This window comes from Desulfosarcina sp., assembly GCF_055467485.1.
The window spans coordinates 18,164-44,096 of sequence record NZ_JBUOIV010000026.1; the positions used below are offsets into that span (position 1 = coordinate 18,164).

Consider the following 25,933-nt stretch of genomic DNA (forward strand, 5'->3'; position numbering starts at 1 on the left):
GAGGAATATCATGAATCTGGATACAATCGTCGTTAACGACGTCACCGTGGGGCAGCTGTTACCCTGGGTTGTCGCAGTGGTGGTGGTTTACGCAACCTTCAGGATCTACAAAACCCTGTTCGGAAAAAAAAAGGTCAACCTCCAGCACACGGTCTATTTCACCTGCGGCAGCTGCGGCTGGGAAGGCCACATCAGCAAGTTCGGCACGCGCTGTCCCAAGTGCGACGCACCGGCGGGAGATCTTCGGTCTGGGTCATGACAACCGGCTCTCAGAGCTGACGGAAGCCCTGCCGAGTCTTGGATTCATGCGTTACAGGTGGCGGTCTGTCCCCTGCGATCCCGCCGTTACACCCTTTTTACCATGGATGACGGTTTTGTTGAAAAGTACGATATCCGCGTTACGTGTCATCATTCGTCAATGGAGCGAACCCTCTTTCCGCCTCGTTTCACCAGATTCGTAAGTCCTGACCCCTACCCTTTCACCCGACCGTCTGCAGACGCCCAGGCAAAATTACTTAAATTAAAAAATAATAAAAAGTAATATAATATAATTGACATGGATCGATTCTGATTTATGATTGGTTCATACCAATCAACACGGGGCATACCGGTCCCGTTTTTAAGGAGGAACAGAAAATGAGCAAAACCATCGGAATCGATCTTGGAACCACCAACTCCTGTGTAGCCATCATGGATGGGGGCGACGCACGGGTGATTACCAACGCCGACGGCGGCCGCACCACACCGTCGATGGTGGCTATTTCCAGCAGCGGTGAACGGCTAGTGGGCCAGATCGCCAAACGCCAGGCGGTCACCAACCCGGAAAACACGGTCTTTGGCGTCAAGCGGCTGATCGGCCGCAAATACGACGCCGAAGAGGTGGTCAACGACAGGAAGAACCTGCCCTATGCGATAACCCCGGCGGAAAACGGGGATGTCCGCATTTCCCTTAAAGGGCGCCAGTACAGTCCGGCGGAGATTTCGTCATTCATCCTCGCGGATCTAAAAAAGTCGGCGGAAGCCTACCTGGGCGAACCGGTCACCGATGCGGTGATCACCGTACCGGCCTACTTCAATGACAGCCAGCGCCAGGCAACCAAGGATGCGGGCAAGATCGCCGGATTGAACGTGAAACGCATCATCAACGAGCCCACGGCGGCATCGCTGGCTTATGGGCTGGACAAGAAAAAGGAAGAGAAAATCGCCGTGTTCGACCTTGGCGGCGGTACCTTCGATGTCTCCATTCTGGAGATCGGCGACGGTGTCTTCGAAGTCAAGGCCACCAACGGCGACACCCACCTGGGCGGCGAGGATTTCGACCTGCGCATCATCGACTATTTGGCCGCTGAATTCAAACGGGAGCAGGGCATCGACCTGCGCGGCGACAAGATGGCGCTTCAACGGCTGAAAGAAGCGGCGGAAAAGGCCAAGATGGAGCTGTCCAGCGCCATGGAGACGGATATCAACCTGCCGTTCATTACCGCGGACGCCAGTGGGCCCAAGCACCTGAACATCAAGATGACCCGGGCCAAGCTGGAATCCCTGGTGGAAGACCTGCTGGAGCGCATGGACGGTCCCTGCCGTACAGCCTTGAAAGACGCCGGGTTTTCCCCAAGCGACATCGACGAAGTGATCCTGGTGGGAGGCATGACGCGCATGCCGGCGGTGGTGCAGCGCGTGAAGACGCTTTTCGGCAAGGAGCCCAGCAAGGGGGTCAATCCCGATGAAGTGGTTGCCATGGGCGCCGCCATTCAAGGGGCCGTGCTACAGGGCGATGTCAAGGACGTGCTGCTGCTGGATGTAACCCCGCTCTCCCTGGGAATCGAAACCCTGGGCGGCGTGATGACCACGCTGATCGAAAAGAATACCACCATTCCAGCCCGCCAGAGCCAGGTTTTCTCCACGGCCGAAGATAACCAGCCGGCCGTGACGGTTCATGTACTCCAGGGCGAACGGAAGATGGCGGATGGCAACAAGACGCTGGGCCGCTTCGAACTCACCGGCATTCCGCCGGCACCGCGGGGAACACCCCAGATCGAAGTGACCTTCGACATCGACGCCAACGGTATCGTGGAGGTGTCGGCCAAGGATCAGGCGACGGGCAAGCGGCAGAGTATTCGCATCACCTCGTCTTCGGGCCTCTCCAAAGAAGAGATCGACCGACTGGTTAAGGATGCCGACCTGCATGCCGATGCCGACAACCGCAAAAAAGAGCTGGTGGATGCCAAGAATGCCGCCGATGCGCTTGTCTACTCAACTGAAAAAACCCTCAAGGAGCTGGGCGCCAACGTCGACGGCAGCGTGCGCATGGAGATCGACGACGCGGTGGCCAACCTGAGACGAGCACTGAAAGGAGACGACGCCGCGGCGATCAAGCAGCTGACGGAGGTGCTTTCCCGTGCATCCCACCGGCTGGCCGAATCCATGTACCAGCAGCCGGGCAGCTCCCATGGCGACGGGCCGCAACCCGGCCGGGGCGCCGGAGGGCGGGCCAGTGCAAATGCGCCGGACGACGACGTGGTGGATGCCGATTTTCAGGAAGTGGCCTAACCACCAAAGCGTTTCAGAGATACGAATCGGTGCGTCTTTCCCCGCACCCGACACGCAACTAAAAAGCCGGGCGAATGCCCGGCTTTTTAGTTGTTGCGCACGGGACAGCTCCTAAAGGGGTATGTCGAAGGCCACTACGCCAATACCGCCTGAAGATTTCAAGGCATTGAGAACGAAAGCCATGGCTAGCGGAAAGCGACCTAATAGCGTTGATTTATCAAGCGGATATGGTAGTAAGGGGGCAATGGCCAAACAGAGAGCCATTTTTTCACTTAACCTCCATCAGGGTATCCGGGACAACCTTGTCGGTTGTGTATAAACGATGGGAGGATGGGTGATAAAAAGGTAAGGAGCGATCGGTATGCCCATGATGACGGCTGAACAATTCGAAGAGAGTCTGCGGGCGTTGAACCTTGAAGTATATATGTTCGGCGAACGGGTGGCCAACGTGGTCGATGACCCGATCATCCGGCCCTCGATGAACGCCGTCGCCAAAACCTATGAGCTGGCCCACATTCCCGAGTATGCCGACCTGATGACCGCCCGTTCACACCTCACCGGCAAGCGCATCAACCGCTTTACGCACATCCACCAGAGCATCGACGACCTGGTTAAAAAAAGTAAGATGGGGCGCATGCTCGGCCGGGAAACCGGCTGCTGTTTCCAGCGCTGCGTCGGCATGGACGCGCTCAATGCCCTGTCCATCATTACTTACAATATCGACCGGAAATACGATACCGCCTACAACCGGCGGTTCAAGAAATACCTGGGGTTCGTTCAGGAGAATGACCTGACCTGCGACGGCGCCATGACCGACCCCAAGGGTGACCGCAGCCTGCCGCCGCACCAGCAGCCGGATCCGGACCATTATCTTCACGTGGTTGAGGAAAAAGATGACGGCATCGTGGTTCGCGGCGCCAAAGCCCACCAGACCGGGGCGGTCAATTCCCACGAGGTGATCGTCATGCCGACCATCGCCATGCAGGCGGCGGACAAGAATTATGCGGTTTCTTTTGCGCTTCCCAGCGATGCCCGGGGCATCGTTTACATCATGGGGCGGCAATCCTGCGACACCCGGAAGATGGAGGGCGGTGACCTGGACCAGGGCAATGTCCGGTATGGCGGCCACGAGGCGCTGGTTGTCTTCGACGATGTTTTCGTCCCCTGGGAGCGGGTGTTCATGTACGGGGAACACGACTTCGCCGGGCCGCTCGTCGAGATGTTCGCCGCCTACCACCGGCAGAGCTATGCCTGCAAAGTCGGCGTGGGGGACGTGCTGATCGGCGCGGCCCAGCTTGCCGCCGAAAATAACGGCGTCGCCAACGCCTCGCACATCAAGGACAAGCTGATCGAAATGAACCACCTCAACGAAACCTTGTACTGCGGCTGTATCGCCTGCGCCACGGAAGGGCAGAAAAAGCTCAGCGGCACCTATGCCGTGAACACCCTTCTGGCAAATGTGCACAAACAGAACGTGACCCGCTTCCCATACGAAATTGCCCGGCTGGCTCAGGATATTGCCGGCGGGTTGATGGTCACCCTGCCAGCTGAAAAGGATTTGAAGGCCGGCGCCACACGCAAATGGGTGGAAAAATATTTCCAAGCCCGACCCGGCATCCGTACCGAAGACCGCATGCGGATTCTTCGACTGATCGAGAACCTGACCCTGGGAACCGCAGCCGTCGGCTATTTGACCGAATCGATGCATGGGGCCGGATCTCCTCAGGCCCAGCGGATCATGATCGGAAGAAAAGTCAACATGGCCCAGAAAAAGGAAGCCGCAAAGCGGCTCTGCGGGATCGTCGACGAAACGTCCTGACGGGAAATAGCGCCTTGACCCTTTAGTTCAAGCGGGTCACGGGGGCACCAATCGACATGCCCTGTTGAAAGCCTTGCACTGCGTTCCACAAACCGATCAGATGAGGCGAACATGAAAAAATGCGATTCAGTCGTCATCCTCGCAGCCCTGCTCATGCTTACCGTTGGCTGCGCCAACAATCCGGACCAAATCAAAATCCCCAAAGACGCCGCCGAGATGACGGTGGACTTTTCCTGGGAGGGAATCGACGCCTGCACCCATGAATCTCCGGAACTCCGGGTTTCGGCCGTTCCGGAGGGCACCGCTGAATTGCGGGCCAGGCTCACGGATATCAGCCTGCCGGAATGGAACCAAGGCGGCGGCAAGGTGACATATGACGGGTCGGGGATCATCCCTGCCGGGGCCCTTAAACTCGGTTATAACGGTCCCTGCCCGCCGCCGGCAAAACGGCACACCTATGAGTTCTCCGTCATGGCCATGGATGCCGACGGTGCAATCATCGGTTTCGGCAAGGCCAGGCGATCCTTCCCACCTAAAAATTAATCGATTCGCCCGTAACCGCGGGCCAATCCCCTTCTTGCCCAGCATCCTGCAGAGCGGCTGATGCGTGTGCTCAACGCATATCGGTTTGCAGATATTACCGCCTGCGTTTTGATCGGCGGTCGGTGCCTTTGCGTCCAAGATGAGGATTGGGTTGATTCGAGAAGAAGATCCTACTGCCTGCCCTGGCAGTCCGGGCAGATGCCGAAGAAATCGAGGCGGTGGCGGGTGATGGTAAAACCGGTCTCCCGGGTCAGTTCCTGGGTCATGTCCGCCAAGGCCGATATGTCGGGGTCGAGGATTTTCCGGCAGACGGTGCACACCACATGGGGATGGTCGTAGGGTTTGTTGCCGTCATAGCGGTTGCTGTCGTCGCTGAAACCCAGTTCCAACAGCTGATCGAGGTCTTTGAGGACCGCCACGTTCTTATAGATGGTGGCCAGACTGGTGGTGGGAAAGCTGGTTTTGACCTGGTCGTAGATCGAATCAACGCTGGGGTGCCCCTTGCTTTCGGCAAGGATTTTCAAAATAGCCAGGCGCTGGGGGGTGATTCGGTAATCGTTTTCCCGAAGGGCTTCCACCATTTTTCGCATTCGGATCTCAGGGTCTGGCATGGGCACGCTCGACTATTTCAGGTTTTATGGAAAATGATTATCAATAAATAGCAAAGACGAGGCACAGGTGTCAACAATCGCAAAAGGCAGTGGGATGTTCGCCACCCGGAGGGGGGCATTCCGGTCCGGGCCGCTGCAAAACGAGGGGACAACCGACAGCTCGGCCTTTTCACCGCAGGTCTCCGGTGTCTCCGGCCGTTGCTGACGGACCTTTTCATATCTTACCCATGGCTCGCTGAACCTTTTCCGACAGCGCATCCATGGTGAAGGGTTTTTGGATGAACCCGATGCACCCCCGGTCGAATACTTCCTGGGTCTGGCCGCTGAGGCTGTAGCCGCTGGACAGAACCACATTGACCTCGGGGTCTACCGCTTTCAATCGGTCGAAAACCTCGCCGCCGCTCATGTCGGGCATGATCATGTCCAAGATGACGATGTCGGCCTTTTTCGCGGTGTACGTGCTGATGGCCTCGTTGCCACTGGTAGCCACGGAGACGCGGTAACCGAGCTTTTCAAGCATCATTTTTCCCACGTCGATGATCATTTGCTCGTCATCCACCAGAAGAATCGAACCCGAGCCTTTAACCGGCTTCCGTGGGATCCGGCTCACTTCGACCACCGCTTGGTCGGACGCGGGGAGATATACGGTAAATGCCGATCCGCTGCCGGCCTGGCTGTTTACCTCGATGGCACCGTGATGATTCAGGATGATTCCATAAGAGGCCGCCAGTCCCAGCCCGGTTCCGCGACCTCTCTCCTTGGTCGTAAAAAAAGGATCAAAAATGCGTGGCAGGACCTCAGACGTCATGCCGATGCCTGTATCCGACACGGTAATCGTTGCATATCTTCCCGGTACAAGCTGATGCAGCCCGGCCCTGTCTGCGGCCAGCTCCTGATTACTGGTTTGAATATAAAGGTCTCCGCCGTCGGGCATGGCCTGCCAGGCATTCACATACAGATTCAGCAGGACCTGTTGAATCTGGCCCCGGTCCACGTCAACAGTCCACAAATCCGGCGCCAGCTTCTTATGGATTCGAATTTCCTTCTTGGTCCTGCCGAACAGGTCGGCACCCTCATCGGCGATGCGGTTGAGATCGGTGGGTTTGGGTTCGTATTTGCCTCCCCTGGCAAAACCCAGCAGCTGCCTGGTCAGACCGGCAGCGCTGCGAATGTAAGTCTCGATGCTCTTCAGGTGTTCGGCGTGGGGGTCAGACGGGTCCAGGTCCAGCAGTATCAGCGAGGTCCGGCCCTGGATGCCCATCAGCAGGTTGTTGAAATCGTGGGCGATGCCGCCGGCCAAGGTACCGATGGCCTCCATTTTCTGGGACTGCTGAAACCGTGCCTGCAGCAGCTGCTTTTCGTGTTCGGTACGTTTGAGCTCAGTGATGTCGACGGCGATCCGCAGCTTGACCATGCGCTCGTCGACCCAGGATACGGCCCGGTCGTGGTTCATGTACCAGTTCCCGGTGACCGGGCTCTTGGATTCCCAGGTGATGACTCGCCCGGGCCTGCCATGCTCATCCAGCAACCGGCTGTTGGTGCAGATTTTACACGGTGACTTCTCTTTCCGGAGCTCGCGGTAGCACTTCTTTCCGATCAATGAATCGCCGAAATCCTCCTTCATCTTCCGATTCATGAACAGGATCTCGTATGAGTGCAGGTCAATTGCATAGACGTGCGCATCGATGCCGTCGAGAACCGTAACAAATCGATCGTTGGCATTTTTAAGCGCCAGTTCGGACTGTTTCCGATCGGCGATTTCAGCCTTCAACTTCAGGTTGGCCGAGACCAGCGCCCGTGTGCGTTGGTCGACACGGGCCTCCAGTTCCTTGTTGAGCCGGGCCAGTTTCTGCATCAGATACTGATTGTCGATACGGCTCACCGTCATGTCCACGATGCGATCCAGCATGAACAGCATCGGGGTCAGCCGGTCGGCGCTGCCGTCGCCATCCATGAAAAGAAACAGGCCGTTGGAAAAAAAGTGGCTTTTAAAGGGGATGACTACCGTAAATGAGGGGTGAAACGCATCGCCGGCAAAGTCCACGGAGAGTTCAGCCACGTTCTTGGTTACATAGGGCCCTTGTGTGATTTCATCGAACAGGGAGTCCTTAAGCTGGATGGGCCAACCGACATTTGTCTCGTCCGAAAAGGAGGCATACGTGGCAACGGGCTCAAGCTGGCGGTCCACCAGACGGCCGCATGCGATATAGGGAATGTTTTTGAGGATGGAGACCCGCTCCTGTACGCTTGCGACGATCTCTACCGGGTCGGTGATGGTCTGGAGGGTTTCCGCCACCAGTCCCAGCAGCATGGCTTCCTCCGCCCGTTCGGACAACTGGGCGTTCTCGGCCTCCAACACGTCGATGGTGTGATGGAGGGCGTCAATTTTTGCCCGGTAATCGCTATCCATCAGCGTTTTCCCCTCTTATTGGAGACGAATGACCCAACACATGCCAGAAGCGCATCATCTCCTCAGCCAGCATCTCCGGTTCGTCTTCCTGGATGAAGTGGCTGCCGGTGGCAATTCTGCACAGACGGCTGTCGGGGATATCCCGATGCAGTTTTTCGGCAATCGCCCCGCTCAGGTACAGGTCGGCGTCTCCCCGTATGATCAGCACCGGCAGGCGGAGCTTTTTAAGATCACCCTCGATCTCAATGAGGTGCCGGTTGTTCAGGCTGTTGGCAAAATGCAGAAACCCCTTTCGGCCCAGCCGGGTGCGCATGGGCGCCCAGAATCGATCGATTAGATCCTGGTCGAGCCGATTTTTGTGATACAGGCCCCGGCGGACCACCAGGCGGAGAGCGCCGATGTCCAGCGTGGCCATGGCCAGCTGGCGGATGATGGGGGTGCGCATGGCGATGATGGGCTGCACGGGCCAGAAATCGTGGCCCACGCTGTTGATCAGGGTCAGGTCGGTGATGGCATCCGGGTAGCGCACGGCAAATATCTGGCCGATGCCGCCGCCCACATCATGGCCTACGAAATGGAATGCGCCCAGCTCCAGGGTGTCGGCGAATTCCTTAAGCAGGCGTGCGTGCTGTCGGATGGAATAGGAGACTTCCAGGGGTTTGTCCGAGGCGCCGCAACCGAGAAGATCAACGGTGATTACCCGGTAGTGGTCTTTGAGCAAGGGTACGATCCGCCGCCAGATGAACGAATAGGTCGTGATGCCGTGCACCAGCAGGACGGTTTCGCCTTCACCGTCACAGTGGTAAGCGATGTCGTGGCCGGCAACCCGGCAAGTCAATGGCTGTTTTTCCATCTGTGTCCCCCAGTTGCAGTGGACAGGCAACCGACCTGCAAAAGGGCGGGTCCTGGTGCCTCCAACCCTTATTATCGGCCGCTATTCGATTGCCTGAAATTCTTGCATGAATTTTCGGTCGATATAATCCTTGATCATGAATGCGGGCCGGCCGCCGAATTCCAGCCATCGTTTTTTCAGGACGCCGACCCGGCCGCCCAGGTTGAAGATCAGCAGGTAGTCACCGCCAGGGTCGAAGGGCATCAGTTCGCCGCCGTCCAGCTGGGCCATGAGGTTGTGGAGCAGAACCGGGTTCTGGCGAACCGCATAGACACCCACCTTGTCCAGGGGCCGGTCCTGAAAGTAGATGCAGTCCCCGCCGCCGAAGATGTCCGGATGCTGGGTGCTCTGCAAAAATTGGTTGACCCGCAGCCCGCCGTCGGGACCGGTTTCGATGCCGGATTCCGCAAAAATAGGAGATGGGGTGACGCCCAGGGCCAAGAAAATGAAATCCGCCGGCAGGGTGTCATCGTTATCCAGGGTGACGGTAGTGCCGGATATGGATTTCACATAAACGCCTTCGCGAATGGTGATTCCCCGCCGGCTCAAGGTGACCATGATCCGGCGACGAACCGATATGGGAAAGCGGGGCATGAAGGTCCGGCCGGCGCAGACGGTGATGCGCGGCATGTGTCCGCCGGTGGCGGCGGCCAACTGCCAGACGTTGCCAGCCACTTCTGCCGAAGAGGGGCCGCCGCCCACGATGACCACATCCGGTGTGTGCCGGCCGAAATGGTCGGCCAGGCGGTCCTTGGCCTCCATGAGCCGCTCGATGGGTTTGACGGTAAAGATATCGTCCCTTTCACCGACGATGGCCGGCTTGGGCACATGGCTGCCTGCATTGCAGGAGAGCACGTCGTATGGAATTGCGTCCCCGTTTTCCAGCATCACGGTTTTCTTTTTTGGATCGATCCCGACCGCTTTACCGGTCAGGAAGGTTCCGCCCTGCTTTTCGACCACATGCCGGGTGGCAAAGCGAATTTCTTCGGGCCGGTAGGTGCCGGAAAGCATCCCCGGTCCCATACCCGAGTAATAGTGAAACGCCGACGGACCGATGACGGTGACGCCATGACCCTTTTCAACAATTCTAGATAAATTGGCCAGCGTGACCATGTGGGCATGGCCGCCGCCGATGAGCACCAGTCTTTTTCTCATGGGAGCCTCTTGGCAGGTGGTTCGCTTATCAGATTTAAGGCTGAGGGGGTATGTCCCAGTCGTTCCAAAATCTCAACTGCTTTTAGCATTCAGCCTGCAATCTTGTGTTCATTTGTTCAGGCGACGGCGTAAACCGTTCGAGATCAGGGTTTGCGAGTCCCGGGGAGCGAGGTGTATTGACGATGCTCCGCAGTGACGAGGGGCGACGCGTAACGCAGGTATCGGGCAGTTTACGTCGTCGCCACGGTTTCTTCCATCAACTGTCCCAGCCGTGCCAGATGGGTCTTCTCTTCGTCGGCAATCCGGATCAGGGCCTTTTTACCCGCCTCGTTCTGCGCCTTTTGCGATGCCCGAAGATAGAGGTCCAGGGCCTGGGCCTCGATGGACATGGCCAGTTCGATGATTTCCTGCACCGTGTCGTAAGCGGGCATGAGCAGGTTGGCATACTCCTCGGTGGTCAGCCCCCCTTCCAGCACCTCGGATACCTGTCGGGCCTCGAAGGTCTCCCGGGTGACCGGCTTGCCGGTCAGCTCGGTGTACTGCTCCAGAATGCGATCCTGATGTTTCACCTCAATTTGAGACAGTTGGTGAAACAGTTGTCTCGCCGGGTCACTGTCAACCTTGGCTGCCATGTCGTCGTAAAAGTCCTTTAAACCCGCTTCGAGCGAGTAGGCCACGGCCAGGGCGTTTTCCACCGACGTGACCCCGTCGAAAAGCGCCAGGCCCTTCTCTTCGCCCAAGAAGGCCGCCCCGCTGGTCCAGGCGTTGAAGCCGCCGGCCATGTTGATGATGGATTTGAAGTCCTGTCCGGCAAGCAGCTGCGCAGCCACCCGGCTGCGTCCGCCGGATGCTCAGTATACCATGACCGGTTTGCTGCGGTCGATGCGCTGCATGTGGTCGGTGAGCTCCGGCAGCGGCGCCAGAATGGCACCGGGAATGTGGCCGGCCTCGTACTCTTTGGGTTGGCGAACGTCAAGAATGGTCACGTCGTCCACCTTTTTGTCCGCAAGATAGTCCCGGGCCTGGTCGGTGTCGATGGATGTCACGGGGGTCAGGAATTGTCGCCAGTTCATGGGGTCCTCCGCATGGATAGGGTTATTGCCGGCAATGATTGTCAGATCCCGTGTACCACGCAACGCCGGTTCTGCCGGTGGTTTCATCACCTGCCGGCATCTTTATCTTGTATGTGATCCACGGTTCTGAAATCATATCTTTGCAGTTCGGAAGGGTTGTGCGAGTATACACAAAACAAGGCCTTCCTGCCATGGCTTTTTGATGGCACACGGTTTGCTTTTGTAAGCTTGCGGCACTATTTTTAAAAATCGGCCGCTGCCCGCAGTTTTCCCATTCTTTTTCAAGACAAACGGAGGGTATCATGAAGCTTAGCGAGTACAAGGATATCATCAAGCAGGCCATCGCCAACGAGGTGGAGGCCAGGAAATTTTATGACGATGCGGCCCATACGCTCAAGGATCCGCATCTGAAAAAGCTCTTCATCGCCCTGGCCGAGGAAGAGAAAAAGCACCGGGATATCCTGACCAAGATTTACACCAGCAACACCATGGACCGCTATTTCTCCGAATCCCGGGACTACAAGGTGGCCGAAACCGTCGACGAACCGGAATTGTCCATGGCGATGAAGCCGGCCGATGCATTTGCCCTGGCCATGAAAAAAGAGGAGGCGGCCATGAAACAGTACACCGAGATGGCCGCGATGTGCGATGACGACGACAAACGGCAGGTTTTCCTGGATCTGGCCGCCATGGAGCGGGATCACAAGCTGAAAATGGAATCCGCCTTCATCGATATCGGCTATCCCGAGGTCTGGTAGCCGATGGCCCTTTCCGTCGTCGATCTCTACCGCGACGTGCTGCCCAAAACCAATTGCGGCGACTGCGGATTTTCCACCTGCATCGCCTTTGCGGGCATGGTGGTCTCCGCCAGGCACCCGCTGGACGGCTGTCCCCACCTGATGCCGGAGACGGTGGCACGCTGCAGCCGGGAGCTTGGCGAGCAGTATGCGGCCGGGAAATGGACCCAACGGGACCTGGCGGAGGATGCCCTGAAGTGGGCCGTGGAGCGATCTGCGTCCATGAACCTGGCGGACCTGCCCGATCGAATCGGCGGCAGCCTGGTTGAAAGGGGTGCCGGCCCGGCCTTGAAGCTGCCCTACTTTTCAGGCCATGTCCTGATCGGCGAGCGCGATATCCAGCGACCGGACGGCACGGATCTCACCCGCTGGGAGAAGGTCTTCCTGTTCAACCACGTTGCCCAGGGAGGAACTCGCAGACCCACGGGAAAGTGGAAGGGCTTCGAAGCGTTTCCCAACACGGTCTCCAAGGTCAAGACCATGAGCAGTCAGGTGGAAGGCCCCTTGGCAGACCGCTTTCACGGTCGTCTGGAAGAACTGGTTGGCGCTGCGGTCCGCATCGGTGGCCAGGACCATGCGGGCGTGGAGAACGGCGCGGATGCCGCCTTTTTCTTCCAGCCGTTGCCCCGGGTGCCGCTGATGCTCCTCTTCTGGGACGAAGACCCGTCGGAGGGATTCAGCGCCAGCGCCAGACTGCTCTTTGACGAGACCGTTACCGACCACCTGGACATCGAATCCATCGTTTTTTTGAGCGAACGGCTGCGGCAGATGCTTTGCGATGCCGCCGACCAAGCGCGACAAAGGAGCATCGACAATGACCCAATCCAAATGCCCGGTATGCGGCTGTAAACAATTCCATGTCAAAAACCCCGACGATGAATACGATGTCTACGAAATCGAGTGCCGCGACGGGGAGGTCCGTTTTGAAGCGGGCCTGGAGGATGACGAGTGCCCGCCGGTCGGCGACGACACGGAAACCTTTTGCAATGCGTGTGCATGGCATGACAAATTAAATAAAATCAAATAGTTTTTTAAATTGGGAGCGACCATGGAAACCCATGACGTAACCGTGTTCAAACCCTATCCGTTCAGGGTGGGTCAGAAAATCAATATCGCCGATGGACCCCGCAAGGGGGACTGGGAGGTGGCGGCCGTCACCGACCGCAAGGTCAGGCTCCACTGCCCGTTCAGCCATCGGGAGTTCGAGTGGAACCGGTTCTGCTACGTGGTCGATGAACAGACCGGTGTTCAATGGCCCGGAAAAGAGTAGCCCCCCGTTCACAGGCAGGCCAGGTGCGAGGACGGCACCTGTGCGCCCCTGGAGGCTGAACCGCTCGGCCACTGCGTCGTGTCGCGCTGCCGGCAGCCCGGCGCAACGGCTTTTGCCAGGGCGGGCGGAAACGGTGTAAGGTTCTCGCCTGCCGGGCGACCAACCTGGAAAAACGCAACGGGATCAACCGGAAAGAATTTCTCAAGGGGGCCGCATGAAAAAGATATCCATAGCAACGATCATCATGATTGCCGGGATATGGATCGCCGGCGCACATGCCGCCCAGGTGGACCACGCCTTGTTCGCCTCCCTGTTGAACCGCCATGTTAAAGACGGTGTCGTGGACTACCAGGGCGTGAAGGATGACGAGGCCGTCCTGGACCAATACCTGGAGGTGCTGGCCGCCGTCGATCCGGACCGGCTGTCGGCGGACGATCAGTTTGCTTTCTACGCCAACGCATACAACGCGTGGACCATCAAACTGATCCTGTCCCGCTACCCGGATATCCGTTCCATCAAGGAACTGGGGAGCCTGTTCTCGTCACCCTGGAAAAAATCCATCGCCCGCATCGACGGCGACCTGTTGACCCTGGAACAGATCGAACACGACATTTTGAGAAAACGGTTCAAGGACCCCCGGGTCCATTTTGCCGTCAACTGCGCATCCAAGGGCTGCCCGCCCCTCCAAGGCGAGCCGTTTGCCGGAAACCGCCTGAACGATCAGCTGGACCGGGCTGCCCGGGCATTTATCAACGACCCGCGGTTCAACCGTCTGGAGGACAATACCCTGTGGGTCAGCAAAATCTTCGACTGGTTCTCGGAAGACTTCCATGGTGATGTCATCGGCTATTTCATCCAATTCGCCGACGTTCCGATGCGGGATCAGCTGGAAAAGAACAAAGGGCGGATCAAGGTCAGATACCTGGACTACGACTGGTCCCTCAACGGAACCTGAAGGAGGCGACGATGGCAAACTACGACTACGATATCGGCATCATCGGCGGCGGTGCAGCCGGCCTTACGGTCGCTTCGGGGGCGGCCCAGCTGGGGGCCAAGACCCTGCTCATCGAAAAGGAGCCGGCGCTCGGCGGAGACTGCCTGCACTATGGATGCGTGCCCAGCAAGACCCTGATCCGTTCGGCGCACGTTTACCATGAGATGAAGCATGCCGATCGTTTCGGGCTGCCCAAAGTGGACCTGCCGCCCGTGGATTTTTCCCGCATCGCCGAGCGCATACAGGATGTCATCGCCGTCATCCAGAAGCATGATTCGGAAGAACGGTTCTGCAAACTGGGAGCGAAAGTCGCTTTCGGGACCGTTTATTTCAAGAATGAGCGCACGGTGGACCTGGACGGCCGGGCGATTACCGCCAAGAACTGGGTCATTGCCACCGGATCTTCAGCGGCCATCCCCCCCATACCGGGCCTCAAAGAGATCGGCTACATCACCAACCGCGAAATTTTTTCCCTCGACCAGCTCCCCGGCAGCCTGCTCGTACTGGGCGCCGGACCCATCGGCATCGAGATGGCCCAGGCATTCAACCGGTTGGGATCGTCGGTGTCGGTGGTCGACCGGGCCGCTCAAATTTTAACCAAGGAGGATGCGGACATGGCCGATGCCGTCCAGGCGGTCATGGAATCCGAGGGCGTAAAATTTTACCTGGGTGCCGCCGTTGAACATGCATCCGCGGCAGGTGAGAAGAAAAGCGTTACCCTGCGGCTGGGAGACGGTGCTTCGGTGACCCTGACGGCCGACACGGTGCTGGTGGCCGCGGGCCGTGCGGTCAACGTCAAGGATTTGTGGCTGGACGCCGCCGGAGTGGCATTCGATCGAACGGGTATCACGGTCGACGCACGGCTGCGCACCAATCAGAAGCACATATATGCTGCCGGTGACGTCAGCGGCGGTTACCAGTTCACCCATGCCGCCGGATACGAAGGGGGGATCGTGGTGAGCAACGCGGTATTCCACCTGCCGCGCAAGGTCGACTACACATGGCTGCCCTGGTGCACCTACACGGATCCCGAACTGGCCAGCATTGGACTCAACGAACGGACGGCAAGAGATGCGGGCCTCGACTATTCCGTCTGGACGGAGGCATTCCGGGACAACGACCGCGCCCTGGCCGAAGGGCAGACCCACGGCCGGATCAAACTGATCCTCGATAAAAAGGAAAAACCCCTGGGGGTTCAGATCCTGGGGCCGCGCGCCGGCGACCTGATTGCCGAATGGGTGGCGGCCTTAAATGGCGGTGTAAAGCTTTCCACCATGGCTTCGGCCATTCATCCCTATCCCACGCTGGGAGAGATCAGCAAACGGGTGACCGGCAGCGTCTTCTCGCCCAAAATATTTTCCGAGAAGGTGCAAAAAGGCCTCAAGTTCTTTTTCAATTTGAAGGGGCGCGCTTGCACGCCGGAGGTGTGCGAGGATAAGAGCCTGATGTCGGATTCCTGATGACAGAGGCCTGAGTTCTGAGGTCGGAGGGTGGAGAGAAGGATTCCCAATTCAGGAATTTCTGCATTGAGAGATTGTTGGAGCGGCTTCCCGCCGTGAACGATTTTTGGATGACGGATGCTTTTTTCAGGAGACGACCATGGAGACTTACTACAAACCTGACGATTTGCCCAAGTTCGGTGATATCGGTAAAGACAATCCCAACCTGGCGCAAAAGTTTTTCGAGTATTACGAAGCGGTCTTCGCCGAAGGCGAATTGACCCAGCGGGAGAAATCGCTCATCGCCCTGGCCGTGGCCCACGCCGTCCAATGCCCCTACTGCATCGATGCGTACACCCGTGCATGCCTTGAGACCGGTTCCAACACGGCGGAAATGATCGAAGCCGTCCATGTGGCCACCGCCATTCGGGGAGGCGCTTCTTTGGTTCACGGCGTCCAGATGAAAAATATTGCCGAAAAGATGTCCATGTAAAGGCAGGGTGAAGAGGCACCTATGGCTGACGACCGATCGTATGTTCATGAAACCCATGCCGAGCCCACGGGGTTTTCGAGAACCCTTGCCCGGCATGGGTTGAAACTGATCCGGGACAACACCCACGTTCTCCAGATTAACGTGGGGCTATTGTGCAACCAGGCCTGCGGCCATTGCCACTTGAATGCCGGCCCCGCTAAAACCGAGGTCATGACCCGTCAGACCGCCGATCAGATCGCGGCCTGGGCCGGACGGGTGTCCTTCGAGACAATCGATATCACCGGCGGCGCTCCGGAGATGAACCCGGATATCGCGTACATCCTGGAGACCTTCGCCGCGCTGACGCCGACGTTGAGCCTGCGGTCCAACTTGTCGGCGCTGAACAGCGGCGGACGGTCGCATCTGATGGACCTGCTTAAACGCCTCAAGACCACCATTGTGGCCTCCCTTCCCGCCATCAATGAATCCCAGACCGATGCACAGCGGGGCGACGGGATCTTCAAGGCCAGCATCGCCGCCCTGCAGCGGCTGAACACCCTGGGATACGGGCAGCCGGGAACCGGCCTCCAACTGAACTTGGTATCCAATCCGACCGGTGCGTTCATGGCCGCCGACCAGGCGCAGACGGAAAAGCGGTTTCGCCAGATGCTCGAACGCAAGTGGGGTATTGCGTTCAATCATCTCTTCAGCTTTTCCAACGTGCCCTTGGGGCGCTTCAGGCAGTGGCTGGAGCGATCCGGCAATCTGCCGGCCTACATGAAGAAGCTGGCGGACAGATTCAACCCGTGTGCGGTGGACGGGGTGATGTGCCGGACCCTGGTGTCGGTCTCCTGGGACGGATACCTGTATGATTGTGACTTCAATCTGGCCCGGGGTCTGCCCATGGGCCGCAACCGGATCCATGTGACCGATATGACCGGAGGCCCGGAACCGGGCACTCCCATCGCCACGGCAGACCACTGCTACACATGCACCGCCGGCGCCGGATTTACCTGAGGCGGGGCTATCGGCACCTGAGGCTCAGGTGGTTGCATACCCGGTTCCATCTTGAGACATCCTGTCTCAAGTGAACCACCCATTTTATTCCGACAAGCATCCTATGGGTCCGTTGCACCGTATGCCCGCTGGATTCAGCAAATCGGTGTCACCGGACCTTTTTGCCTTGACGTTCATGGCATGGATCTTGTTAGTATGAGAAGGCATCTCGATCCCTTCCCGCGGAGAACAAATGGAACAGCAGATCCAATTCGACAATCATATGGGGGAAACCCTTTCCGGAACCCTGCATCAGCCCGAGCAGCCACCGGTCGGCGCGGTCATTGCCGGCCACTGTTTTACCTGCTCCCGGCACACGGGTGTCCTGCGGCGCATCTGCAGCGAGCTCTGCCAGGCCGGTTTCATGGCCCTCAGATTCGATTTTTCCGGCAACGGCCAGAGCCAGGGACGGTTCGAAGACTCCACCTGGTCCAAGCAGGTCCGGGAGATGGAGGCGGCCATTGCGCTGATTCAGGAAAAAGGCGCCCCATGGATCGGTCTGGCCGGGCACTCGCTGGGTGCGGCCATCGCCCTGCTTACCGCCCGGCGAGTCAAGACCGTATCGGGGGTCTGCCGGGTGGCCGGGCGCGTCAGTCAGACACGACCCATGCAATTTCTCACACCCTCACAGCAGGAAACCCTGGAGCAGACCGGTCAGGTGGGATTTAGCAGCCGCGAGCGGGAGCTCAAGCTCACCAGAAATTTTTTCGCTGATGCGGACCGGCACGACCTGATGGATGCCACCCGGTCGCTGACGATTCCCATGCTGGTGGTTCACGGTGACCGGGACGAGATCATTCCCGTCGCCGAAGCGCATCTGGCCAAAACGGCAAACCCCCGGCTGGTCGAGCTGGCCATTGTCGCCGGGGGCGATCACATGCTCGCCCAGCCGGACCACCAGCGGCAGGTCGCCCGCACGGTGGCCGATTGGTTCTGCCGCCAGGCCGGAGTCCCGGTGCCCGGCGGGAAGAGCCGTCAATAATGACATCGCCCACAGGAGACCTTGAAAGATGAACCTGTCCGAAACCTTGAGCGCCGACTTCATCGACGCCCAATACCGCAAATGGAAAACCGACCCATCGTCGCTTTCGGATGGCTGGCAGTTTTTCTTCAAAGGATTCGAATTGGCCGGGGCGGCCGGGCCGGCGGATGCCGACCCGGCGCAGGCCCTGCGCCAGGCCAACGTGGGCGAATTGATCCGCCGCTACCGGGACCTCGGCCACCTGCTGGCCTGCATGGATCCATTGTCCGCCTGCCCGACATCTCACCCGCTTTTGGATCTCGACGCCTTTGACCTGGAGGCCTCCGACCTGGACCGCGCCTTTGCCGCACCCGGGTTGATCGAACAGACCGCGGCACCGCTGAAAGAGATCGTGGGCCGGCTGAAACAGACCTATTGCCACAGCATCGGCGTGGAGTACATGCACCTTCAGGATCCCGACGAGCGCCGGTGGCTTCAATCACGCATGGAGCCGGTGAATAACCGGGTCGAACTCACGGCTGGCGAACGGGTCGATATCTTTAGAAAACTATCCGCGGCCTCCCTGTTTGAAGCATTTCTCAACAAAAAATATGTGGGTGTGACGCGTTTCTCGCTGGAGGGCGGTGAAGCCCTTATCCCTTTCCTGGACGTGCTGCGCCGGCGGGCGGTTGAATCCGGGTGCCGTGAAATCATCTTCGGCATGGCTCACCGGGGACGCCTCAACGTGCTGCGCAACATCCTTGAAAAGCCGGCCGAAGAGATTTTTTCGGAGTTCGAAAGCTGCTACGATCCCCAGGACCTGGTGGGGTCCGGAGACGTCAAGTATCATATCGGCTATCTCACCGAACACAAGATGGACGACGGCGCTTCGCTTTCCCTCTATCTGGTGAGCAATCCCAGCCACCTGGAGGCGGTGGATCCGGTGGTGGAAGGCATGGTCCGGGCCCGGCAGGATCTGCTGGCAGCCGACGGCGACAAGGCGGTTCTCCCGGTGCTGCTGCATGGCGATGCGGCCTTCGCCGGGCAAGGCGTCGTGGCGGAAACCCTGAATATGTCTCAATTGAAGGGCTACCGGACGGGTGGGACGGTGCACGTCATCATCAACAACCAGATCGGCTATACCACCCTGCCCGAGGATGCCCGCTCCACGCGCTACTCGACCGATGTGGCCAAAATGCTCATGGTGCCGATTTTCCACGTCCACGGTGAAGATCCGGAGGCCGTGGTTCACGTGGCCCGACTGGCCGCCGACTACCGTTACCGCTTCGGCAAGGACGTGGTCATCGACCTGGTCTGTTATCGCCGGTACGGTCACAACGAAGGGGATGAACCCTATTTCACCCAACCGACCATGTACCAGCGTATCCGTGAGCGCCCACCGCTCAACCGGGTTTACGGCGACCGGCTGGTTGCCGAGGGCGTGTTGTCGAAAACAGATGCGGAGGAGATTGAACAGGACGTTACCAGCGGCCTCGATGCGGCCTACGAGGAGATCCACGGCGCCACCTGCCTTTTCCCCGAACCCCGGTTTTACCCGGAATGGGAGACGGTCAGCGGGTCGTATTCGCATGACCCGGTCGAGACCGCGGTGGACAGCCAGACGCTGGTCAACCTGGCCACCCGGCTGGCTGAGCTGCCCGAGGGGTTTACCGTCCACCCCCGACTGAAGGGCGTGCTCGACAAGCGGCTCGAAGCCGTCAACACCGGTGAAGGCATTGACTGGGCGGGTGCCGAAGCCCTGGCCTTTGCATCCCTGCTTGCCGACGGCCACACCGTGCGGCTGAGCGGCCAGGATGTGGGCCGCGGCACCTTCAGCCAGCGTCACAGCGTCCTCTGGGACTATGAGACGGGCCGATCCCACATCCCGTTGAACCATCTGGAAGCGGGACAGGCACCTTTCGAGGTGTATAACAGCCTGTTGGCCGAGGCCGGCGTGCTGGGGTTCGAATATGGCTACGCGGTCACCCGTCCCCAGGTGCTGACCCTGTGGGAGGCCCAGTTCGGCGATTTCGTCAACAACGCCCAGTGCGTCATCGACCTGTTTATCGCCAGCGGCCAGGCCAAGTGGCAGCAGTTGTGCGGATTGACCCTGCTGCTGCCCCACGGCTGGGAGGGGCTGGGACCGGAGCATTCCAGCGCCCGGCTGGAACGCTTTCTGCAACTTTGCGCCAACGACAACATGCAGGTGGCCAACCCGACCACCCCGGCGCAGTACTTTCATCTGCTGCGGCGTCAGATCGAGGCGCCGTTCCGCAAGCCATTGATCCTCATGACCCCCAAGAGCCTGCTGCGCCATCCCATGGCCGTCTCCTCGCTGAGGGAACTGACCCACGGACAGTTTTCACCGGTTCTGGACGATGCGGAAGCAGCCGCATCGGTAAAAAAAGTCATTTTCTGCAGCGGCAAGATTTACTACCAACTGATTGCCCGGCGACAGCAGATCAATGCCGCCGATACCGCCATCGTCCGGGTCGAAATGGTTTACCCCTTCCCTGAAAAGGCCTTTGAAGCGGTTATCGGCAGGTACAAAAAAGCCAAGGACTGGACCTGGGTACAGGAGGAACCTGAGAACATGGGCGCCTGGCAGTTCATGCGTCCCAGGCTGGCGGCGCTGCTGAAAAAACCCATCGGCTATGTCGGTCGCAACGCTGCGGCGAGCCCGGCCACGGGTTTTCCCAAGATCTACAAAATGGAGCAGGACGGCATCGTCGACCGGGCCGTCGGCACCCATAACCAGGCCCGGGGAATGGCAGGTTAACGGATGTCAGGGGACGGAATTCAGTCATCTGACATCCGACCTCGGTTAAGAATAGCGCCAAACCAACCCGACAAATGCAAAAAACCCAACGAACGCGATAGACTAACCAAGGAGCCCGCATGTCCATTGAAATCAAGATTCCCAGTGTTGGCGAGTCGGTCCAGGAAGCCGTCCTGGCCGAATGGTTCAAACAGGATGGCGACACCGTCCGCAAGGACGATCCCCTGTTTGTCATCGAAACGGACAAGGTGACCCTGGAGGTGGTGGCCGAGGCGGATGGCGTGCTCAAGATCATTGTTAAGGCCGGTGAAACCGTGTCCATCGGCGCCGTGGTCGGCTCCATTGAAGCCTCAGGTGCCTCGACTGAATCAAAGCCAACGACGAAAACCGAAAAGGACCGACCGGACAAGCCGGAACGAGACACGGACAAGGACAGCTCCGGCAAGGCCGAAATGCAGAAAGGGAAGGTACCAGAGGAGAAGACGGCCCCGGTTCAACCGGCTGCCAAAACTTCACCACCTAGCGCCGAAGACATTCCTTTGGCGCCGTCGGTGCGCCGGCTGATCGCCGAAAAGAACCTGGATGCATCGAAGATCCAGGGTACCGGCCCCGGCGGGCGAATCAGCAAGGGAGACGTACTGCTTTACCTGGAGAAGGCGCCCGCCGGCATTCCCGATGCGGCTCCCACCCCGGCGGTGCAACCGTCGGCGGCAGCCATGGAAGAGCGAAAACCCATGACGCCCATCCGCAAACGCATCGCCGAGCGGCTGCTGGAATCCAAGCAGAGCACGGCCATGCTCACCACCTTCAACGAGATCGACATGGCCCGTGCCATGGAAATCCGGTCCTTGTACAAGGAGGCCTTCGCCAAGCGCCACGGCGTCTCGCTGGGGTTCATGTCCTTTTTCGTCAAGGCATGCGTGGAGGCCCTCAAAGAGGTGCCCGAGATCAACGCCTTCATCGACGGCAGCGACATTGTCTACCACAATTACCAGCACATCGGTGTGGCCGTGGGGACCGAGCGCGGACTGGTGGTGCCGGTGATCCGCCACGCCGAGCGCCTGAGCTTCGCCCAGGTGGAACAAGCCATCGTGGACTACGTGACCAAGATAAAGGAGAACCGGCTGGAACTGGCCGACCTGGAGGGGGGCACCTTCACGGTGAGCAACGGAGGGGTTTACGGCAGCCTGCTCTCTACGCCTATTCTCAACATGCCGCAAAGCGGCATCCTGGGCATGCACAAGATCGAAAAGCGGCCGGTGGTGATCGATGAGCAGATCGTCATCCGCCCCATGATGTACGTGGCGCTCAGCTACGACCACCGCATCGTGGACGGCAAGGGTGCGGTGACCTTTCTCAAGCGGGTCAAGGAGTTTGTCGAAAACCCGGAACGCATGGCATTGGAGGTGTGAGATGGCACAGCAAGCACAGTTCGACCTGGTGATCATCGGCTCCGGACCCGGCGGATACGTGGCGGCCGTTCGTGCGGCTCAGCTCGGCATGAAAACCGCCGTGGTGGAAAAAGCCTCCCGGTTGGGCGGCGTCTGCCTCAACGTGGGGTGCATCCCCAGCAAGGCCTTGCTGGATTCCTCCGAGTACTATCACCTGGCCAAGGACCGTTTTGCCGAATACGGCATCAAGACGGGAAAAGTCTCTCTGGATCTGCCGGCCATGATGGCCCGCAAGGACAAAGTGGTGGAGGAGCTCACGGAAAACGTGCGCAAGCTGCTGGACGGCAACAATATCGAGATCATCCACGGCACGGCATCGATCCCGGCGCCCGGCTCCGTCGAGGTGGATACGGGCAAAAAGAAAAAGACGACCCTGTCGGCCAAATACATCCTGCTGGCCACCGGCTCCGAACCCATTGAAGTCAAGGGTCTGGAATTCGACGGCAAGCATATCGTCAGCTCCACCGAGGCCCTTTCCTTCGACACGGTGCCCAAACACCTGGGCATCGTCGGCGGCGGATACATCGGTTTGGAACTGGGCTCGGTGTGGAGCCGGCTCGGTTCCACGGTCACCGTCATCGAGATGCTGCCCACGATCGCCACCACCCTGGACGGCCAGGTCGGGCGGACCCTGGACCGGATTCTCAAGCGGCAGGGCCTGGAGTTCCGACTCAACACCAAGGTGGCCAAAGCCGCGGTGGCCGGTAAAAAGGTCAAGGCCGTGCTGGAAGGCAAGGAGAAGACCGAGGAGATGACCTTCGACCGGCTGCTGGTTTCCATCGGCCGGCGACCCCTCACCCGCGGTTTGGGAATCGAGGTGCTGGGCATCGACACCGATCCGAAAACCGGCCAGATCCTCGTGGATGAAACCTACCGCACCAGCGTCGACGGCATTTATGCCATCGGCGACCTGGTTCCCGGGCCCATGCTGGCCCACAAGGCTTCCGCCGAAGGCACCGCGGCGGTGGAATGCATGGCCGGCCGTGCCGGCGAAGTCAACTACGACACCATTCCCGCGGTGGTCTACACCTGGCCCGAGGTCGCCAGCGTGGGCCTGACCGAAGAGCAGGTGCGTGAAAAGGAGATCCCTTACTGCGTGGGCAGCTTTCCCTTCTCCGGAGCGGGACGGGCACGCTGCATGGGTGAAACCGACGGGTTCGTCAAGCTCATCTCCCACGGCAAGACCGACCGGATCCTGGGCGTCCACATCATCGGCCCCCGGGCGGCGGACATGATCGCCGAGTGCGTGCTGGCATTGGAGTTCGGCGCCAGTTCGGAAGATATCTCCCGCACCATCCATGGCCACCCCACCTTTGCCGAAGCGCTGCAGGAGGCGGCCATGAATGTGCGGAAATGCTCTATCTACGCCTCCTGAGCGCCAGCTTCAAAACGCCCCATTTCGACCCATCTCGGCGTTGGGCTCACATTTCAATCCTCGACGTAGCGCTGCTACGCCTGCGGGTGAAATGATCGCCCGCCTTGATCTTGGCCGAACTGCAACGTTTTGAAACAGGCGCTGTAGAAAAAAGAGCCAAGGCATGAGCAACCATCACCATAAATTGATGACAAAGCGATGATTACATCGGTCCTCTTCTCGGTGAAAGCCGGGCCTCAGGATCTTTATGGATGCCAGATCAAATATAGTATGTCTGAAGTTCAACGATTCATTTGCAGCCTGGTAGATACAGAAAGGAATCCGTATGAAAATACTCGGCATATCCGGCAGTCCCCGCAAAGAGAGCCAGTCCGGTGTATACAAGCTGGTCCAGACGGTGCTCGAGAACACCGGCGTGGACTATGAAATTGTCTCCCTGCGGGCAAAGACCATCTCCGGGTGCATCGCCTGCCTGGGGTGTGTGAAGGACAATGTCTGCAAGGTGGAAGACGACCTGGCCCCACTGCGCGAAAAAATCGTGGCCGCGGATGCCTATGTGTTCGGCGCACCCAATTACTACTCCACCCTCAATGCCGCCACCCATGCCTTGCTGGAGCGCTGGTTTCAGTTCCGCCATCAAACCGGCGACCTCCTGTGGGGCAAGCTGGCCGTGGCTGTGGGCGTGGGCGGCACCAGCGGCCGTTTTCCGGCAGACGAACTGGAAAAGTACTTTCTTTACAACTTCATCGAGACGGTGGCCAAGGTGACGGGACAGGGGGCCGCTTCGTGTTACAGCTGCGGGTACGGGGAGACCTGCCAGGTGGGCATTCCCAGCATGATTCACGGCAAGGGTGTCAAAATCACTCCTGACATGGTCCCGGATGTGGCCAGGCAGCCCAAGGTCATGGCTGCCGCTGTCGAGGCCGGAAAACGGCTGGGCAAGCGGCTGAAAGAGGGCCACGACCGCAAGGCCGTCACCCGGAAGATGCAGGAAAAGATGATGGCGATGTTCGCCTCCTCCGCTTGATCCGGCGGATCACTTCCGCTTCCATCCAGACACGTTTCTTTTCGATCCGTTCAATTTTAACAAGCAGGGCGGCCCTTGCGGAACCCCCTTTTCTGTTGAGAACCGCCTGCTGGGTCGGGCAGATGTACTGGATGCACATCCACGGCCGGATTCGCGGGGGCAGGCGACATCCGTGGTGGGTTAAAAACGGGCAGGCCGCTTTGGGCTCCGATGCCGCCTGGCAGGGCGGAATGGGTTCGTCGAGCAGGTGCAGAAACAGCAGATCACGAAAATCGATCCATACCGTGTGGTTGATACAGCAGGGTTCGGGGCAAAAGCGGCAGGTCCGGCGGCACAACGCCGCCATCAATGGCGTCAGTTCGTCAATTCCGCGGCGGATTTCCATGGCCACTGCGACCGCCATCCCCAGATCCCTGCGGTGGATTGCCAACAGGCGGGTCAGCGTGCAGTTCGAGTCCTGCCATTGCGGGGATTGGGAGACGACTCCGCTGCCTGACCAAAAGGGGGGGGTGATTTCTGCGAATGCGCCTTTCATTGCCAATCCTGCTCGACTACCTAAAACTGAATTCTAACGGATGTCGCCCTGCCGGTGCAACCCATAACCGCGCCACAGCGCCCGTGCAACCGGTTGCCTCCATGATGAACGCCATCGATCAATTGGTGTTAGATTATGATTTGCCCCTTGATTCTTTTACTATCGATGTTATTTTCAGGCCCAACGCATCGGCGAGGCAGGTGCGTGAGCCAAATTTTAAATGGATGCAACCGCCTTTTTTCAGGATGGATAAATGAAGAAAACAGACATCGACTATTTTCAAAATATGTTGCAGAACGAGCTTGATGCACTGCTGGCAAAGGCGGGGATTGCGGTGGTGGAACTGATCGGCTCGGTCTACACCAACGAGGCCGACCCGCTGGACCGGGCCACGGAGGAGGAGTCCCGCAACAATCAGCTGCGCATTCGGGGCAGGGAGAGCCGGTTGATCGCCAAGATCAAAAAGAGCCTCCAGGCCATTGAAGAGGGAACCTACGGCATCTGTGAAGAATGCGAGGAACCCATTGCGATTGACCGCCTGAAGGCCAGGCCGGTCACCAGCTATTGCATCGACTGTAAAACCAAGCAGGAGGCTTTTGAGCGAGTCACCGGCAATTAGCCGTAGTCTTGCCGGTCAGTGCTGCCCGCCTCCTGCCCGGGCAGGGCGTTGCCCACCCGATCGTTCCAGCTCGCCGTGATTTTCCCGCCTTTCATTCAGATCGTC

General features: G+C 58.9%; 25 protein-coding genes. 19 read left to right on the forward strand and 6 right to left on the reverse strand.

Annotated features, from left to right (window positions below; all coding sequences use genetic code 11):
* Positions 1 to 10: 10 nt before the first annotated feature.
* The 4 genes from ACZCED_RS13555 to ACZCED_RS13570 all read left to right on the forward strand — a co-directional run bounded on the left by ACZCED_RS13555 (position 11) and on the right by ACZCED_RS13570 (position 4,912).
* Positions 11 to 259, forward strand: coding sequence for a hypothetical protein (locus ACZCED_RS13555; RefSeq protein ID WP_464861008.1), 249 nt, complete (start codon positions 11 to 13; stop codon positions 257 to 259).
* Positions 260 to 636: 377 nt separating this feature from the next.
* Positions 637 to 2,550 (forward strand): molecular chaperone DnaK, encoded by a 1,914-nt coding sequence (gene dnaK / locus ACZCED_RS13560; protein WP_464861009.1) that lies wholly within the window; start codon positions 637 to 639, stop codon positions 2,548 to 2,550.
* Between the two features lie 361 nt (positions 2,551 to 2,911).
* Positions 2,912 to 4,369, forward strand: coding sequence for a 4-hydroxyphenylacetate 3-hydroxylase family protein (locus ACZCED_RS13565; protein ID WP_462968611.1), 1,458 nt, complete (start codon positions 2,912 to 2,914; stop codon positions 4,367 to 4,369).
* Between the two features lie 111 nt (positions 4,370 to 4,480).
* Positions 4,481 to 4,912 carry a YbhB/YbcL family Raf kinase inhibitor-like protein gene (locus ACZCED_RS13570; RefSeq protein ID WP_464861010.1) on the forward strand — a complete coding sequence of 144 codons (432 nt, stop codon included), beginning with the start codon at positions 4,481 to 4,483 and terminating at the stop codon, positions 4,910 to 4,912.
* A gap of 170 nt (positions 4,913 to 5,082) precedes the next feature.
* Here ACZCED_RS13570 and ACZCED_RS13575 read toward each other — a convergent pair whose 3' ends face one another.
* The 5 genes from ACZCED_RS13575 to ACZCED_RS13595 form a co-directional block, all read right to left on the reverse strand.
* Complete coding sequence (locus ACZCED_RS13575) at positions 5,083 to 5,502, reverse strand: Fur family transcriptional regulator (RefSeq protein WP_464861011.1); 420 nt, start codon at positions 5,500 to 5,502, stop codon at positions 5,083 to 5,085.
* A 235-nt stretch (positions 5,503 to 5,737) separates the two neighbouring features.
* The gene (locus ACZCED_RS13580) at positions 5,738 to 7,933 is read right to left on the reverse strand and encodes a response regulator (RefSeq protein WP_464861012.1); all 2,196 of its coding nucleotides are present in this window, start codon (positions 7,931 to 7,933) and stop codon (positions 5,738 to 5,740) included.
* Positions 7,926 to 8,786, reverse strand: a complete 861-nt coding sequence (locus ACZCED_RS13585; protein WP_462968615.1) for an alpha/beta fold hydrolase — start codon at positions 8,784 to 8,786, stop codon at positions 7,926 to 7,928. Before ACZCED_RS13585 ends, ACZCED_RS13580 begins: the two co-directional genes overlap by 8 nt.
* 81 nt (positions 8,787 to 8,867) lie before the next feature.
* Positions 8,868 to 9,980 (reverse strand): NAD(P)/FAD-dependent oxidoreductase, encoded by a 1,113-nt coding sequence (locus ACZCED_RS13590; RefSeq protein WP_462968616.1) that lies wholly within the window; start codon positions 9,978 to 9,980, stop codon positions 8,868 to 8,870.
* A 230-nt stretch (positions 9,981 to 10,210) separates the two neighbouring features.
* Positions 10,211 to 11,053, reverse strand: a complete 843-nt coding sequence (locus ACZCED_RS13595; RefSeq protein WP_464861013.1) for a rhodanese-like domain-containing protein — start codon at positions 11,051 to 11,053, stop codon at positions 10,211 to 10,213.
* Positions 11,054 to 11,355: 302 nt separating this feature from the next.
* Here ACZCED_RS13595 and ACZCED_RS13600 point away from each other — a divergent pair, with 302 nt between their 5' ends.
* From ACZCED_RS13600 to ACZCED_RS13660, 13 genes are all read left to right on the forward strand, one after another.
* Positions 11,356 to 11,811: a ferritin-like domain-containing protein gene (locus tag ACZCED_RS13600; protein ID WP_462968618.1), complete on the forward strand. Its 456-nt coding sequence runs from the start codon at positions 11,356 to 11,358 to the stop codon at positions 11,809 to 11,811.
* A gap of 3 nt (positions 11,812 to 11,814) precedes the next feature.
* Positions 11,815 to 12,699, forward strand: a complete 885-nt coding sequence (locus tag ACZCED_RS13605) for a DUF3786 domain-containing protein (protein ID WP_462968619.1) — start codon at positions 11,815 to 11,817, stop codon at positions 12,697 to 12,699.
* On the forward strand, positions 12,665 to 12,877 hold the full coding sequence (locus ACZCED_RS13610; RefSeq protein WP_462968620.1) for a hypothetical protein: 213 nt from the start codon (positions 12,665 to 12,667) through the stop codon (positions 12,875 to 12,877). The genes ACZCED_RS13605 and ACZCED_RS13610 overlap by 35 nt, the downstream gene beginning before the upstream one ends.
* Positions 12,878 to 12,898: 21 nt before the next feature.
* Positions 12,899 to 13,120: a hypothetical protein gene (locus ACZCED_RS13615; protein WP_462968621.1), complete on the forward strand. Its 222-nt coding sequence runs from the start codon at positions 12,899 to 12,901 to the stop codon at positions 13,118 to 13,120.
* 214 nt (positions 13,121 to 13,334) lie between these two features.
* A complete protein-coding gene (locus tag ACZCED_RS13620; protein ID WP_464861014.1) occupies positions 13,335 to 14,075 on the forward strand; it encodes a DUF547 domain-containing protein in 741 nt (246 codons plus the stop codon).
* Between the two features lie 11 nt (positions 14,076 to 14,086).
* Positions 14,087 to 15,574: a dihydrolipoyl dehydrogenase family protein gene (locus tag ACZCED_RS13625; RefSeq protein WP_464861015.1), complete on the forward strand. Its 1,488-nt coding sequence runs from the start codon at positions 14,087 to 14,089 to the stop codon at positions 15,572 to 15,574.
* A gap of 139 nt (positions 15,575 to 15,713) precedes the next feature.
* Complete coding sequence (locus ACZCED_RS13630) at positions 15,714 to 16,046, forward strand: arsenosugar biosynthesis-associated peroxidase-like protein (protein WP_462968624.1); 333 nt, start codon at positions 15,714 to 15,716, stop codon at positions 16,044 to 16,046.
* A gap of 21 nt (positions 16,047 to 16,067) precedes the next feature.
* Complete coding sequence (gene arsS, locus ACZCED_RS13635; protein ID WP_464861016.1) at positions 16,068 to 17,042, forward strand: arsenosugar biosynthesis radical SAM (seleno)protein ArsS; 975 nt, start codon at positions 16,068 to 16,070, stop codon at positions 17,040 to 17,042.
* A 232-nt stretch (positions 17,043 to 17,274) separates the two neighbouring features.
* Positions 17,275 to 18,063, forward strand: a complete 789-nt coding sequence (locus tag ACZCED_RS13640) for an alpha/beta hydrolase (RefSeq protein ID WP_464861017.1) — start codon at positions 17,275 to 17,277, stop codon at positions 18,061 to 18,063.
* Between the two features lie 28 nt (positions 18,064 to 18,091).
* A complete protein-coding gene (locus tag ACZCED_RS13645; RefSeq protein ID WP_462968627.1) occupies positions 18,092 to 20,821 on the forward strand; it encodes a 2-oxoglutarate dehydrogenase E1 component in 2,730 nt (909 codons plus the stop codon).
* 119 nt (positions 20,822 to 20,940) lie between these two features.
* Positions 20,941 to 22,233, forward strand: coding sequence for a 2-oxoglutarate dehydrogenase complex dihydrolipoyllysine-residue succinyltransferase (gene odhB / locus ACZCED_RS13650; protein ID WP_462968628.1), 1,293 nt, complete (start codon positions 20,941 to 20,943; stop codon positions 22,231 to 22,233).
* A 1-nt stretch (position 22,234) separates the two neighbouring features.
* Positions 22,235 to 23,647 (forward strand): dihydrolipoyl dehydrogenase, encoded by a 1,413-nt coding sequence (lpdA, locus tag ACZCED_RS13655; RefSeq protein ID WP_462968629.1) that lies wholly within the window; start codon positions 22,235 to 22,237, stop codon positions 23,645 to 23,647.
* 325 nt (positions 23,648 to 23,972) lie between these two features.
* Positions 23,973 to 24,674, forward strand: coding sequence for a flavodoxin family protein (locus ACZCED_RS13660; RefSeq protein WP_462968630.1), 702 nt, complete (start codon positions 23,973 to 23,975; stop codon positions 24,672 to 24,674).
* Here ACZCED_RS13660 and ACZCED_RS13665 read toward each other — a convergent pair.
* Entirely contained in the window at positions 24,622 to 25,209 is a 588-nt protein-coding gene (locus ACZCED_RS13665) for a hypothetical protein (protein WP_464861018.1), read from the reverse strand. The two genes, ACZCED_RS13660 and ACZCED_RS13665, sit on opposite strands and share 53 nt — an antisense overlap.
* On the opposite strand from ACZCED_RS13665, the gene ACZCED_RS13670 reads away from it, so the two are divergent.
* Complete coding sequence (locus ACZCED_RS13670) at positions 25,197 to 25,466, forward strand: hypothetical protein (RefSeq protein WP_464861019.1); 270 nt, start codon at positions 25,197 to 25,199, stop codon at positions 25,464 to 25,466. The two genes, ACZCED_RS13665 and ACZCED_RS13670, sit on opposite strands and share 13 nt — an antisense overlap.
* The gene (gene dksA / locus ACZCED_RS13675; RefSeq protein ID WP_462968632.1) at positions 25,463 to 25,828 is read left to right on the forward strand and encodes an RNA polymerase-binding protein DksA; all 366 of its coding nucleotides are present in this window, start codon (positions 25,463 to 25,465) and stop codon (positions 25,826 to 25,828) included. The genes ACZCED_RS13670 and dksA overlap by 4 nt, the downstream gene beginning before the upstream one ends.
* Positions 25,829 to 25,933: the final 105 nt, after the last annotated feature.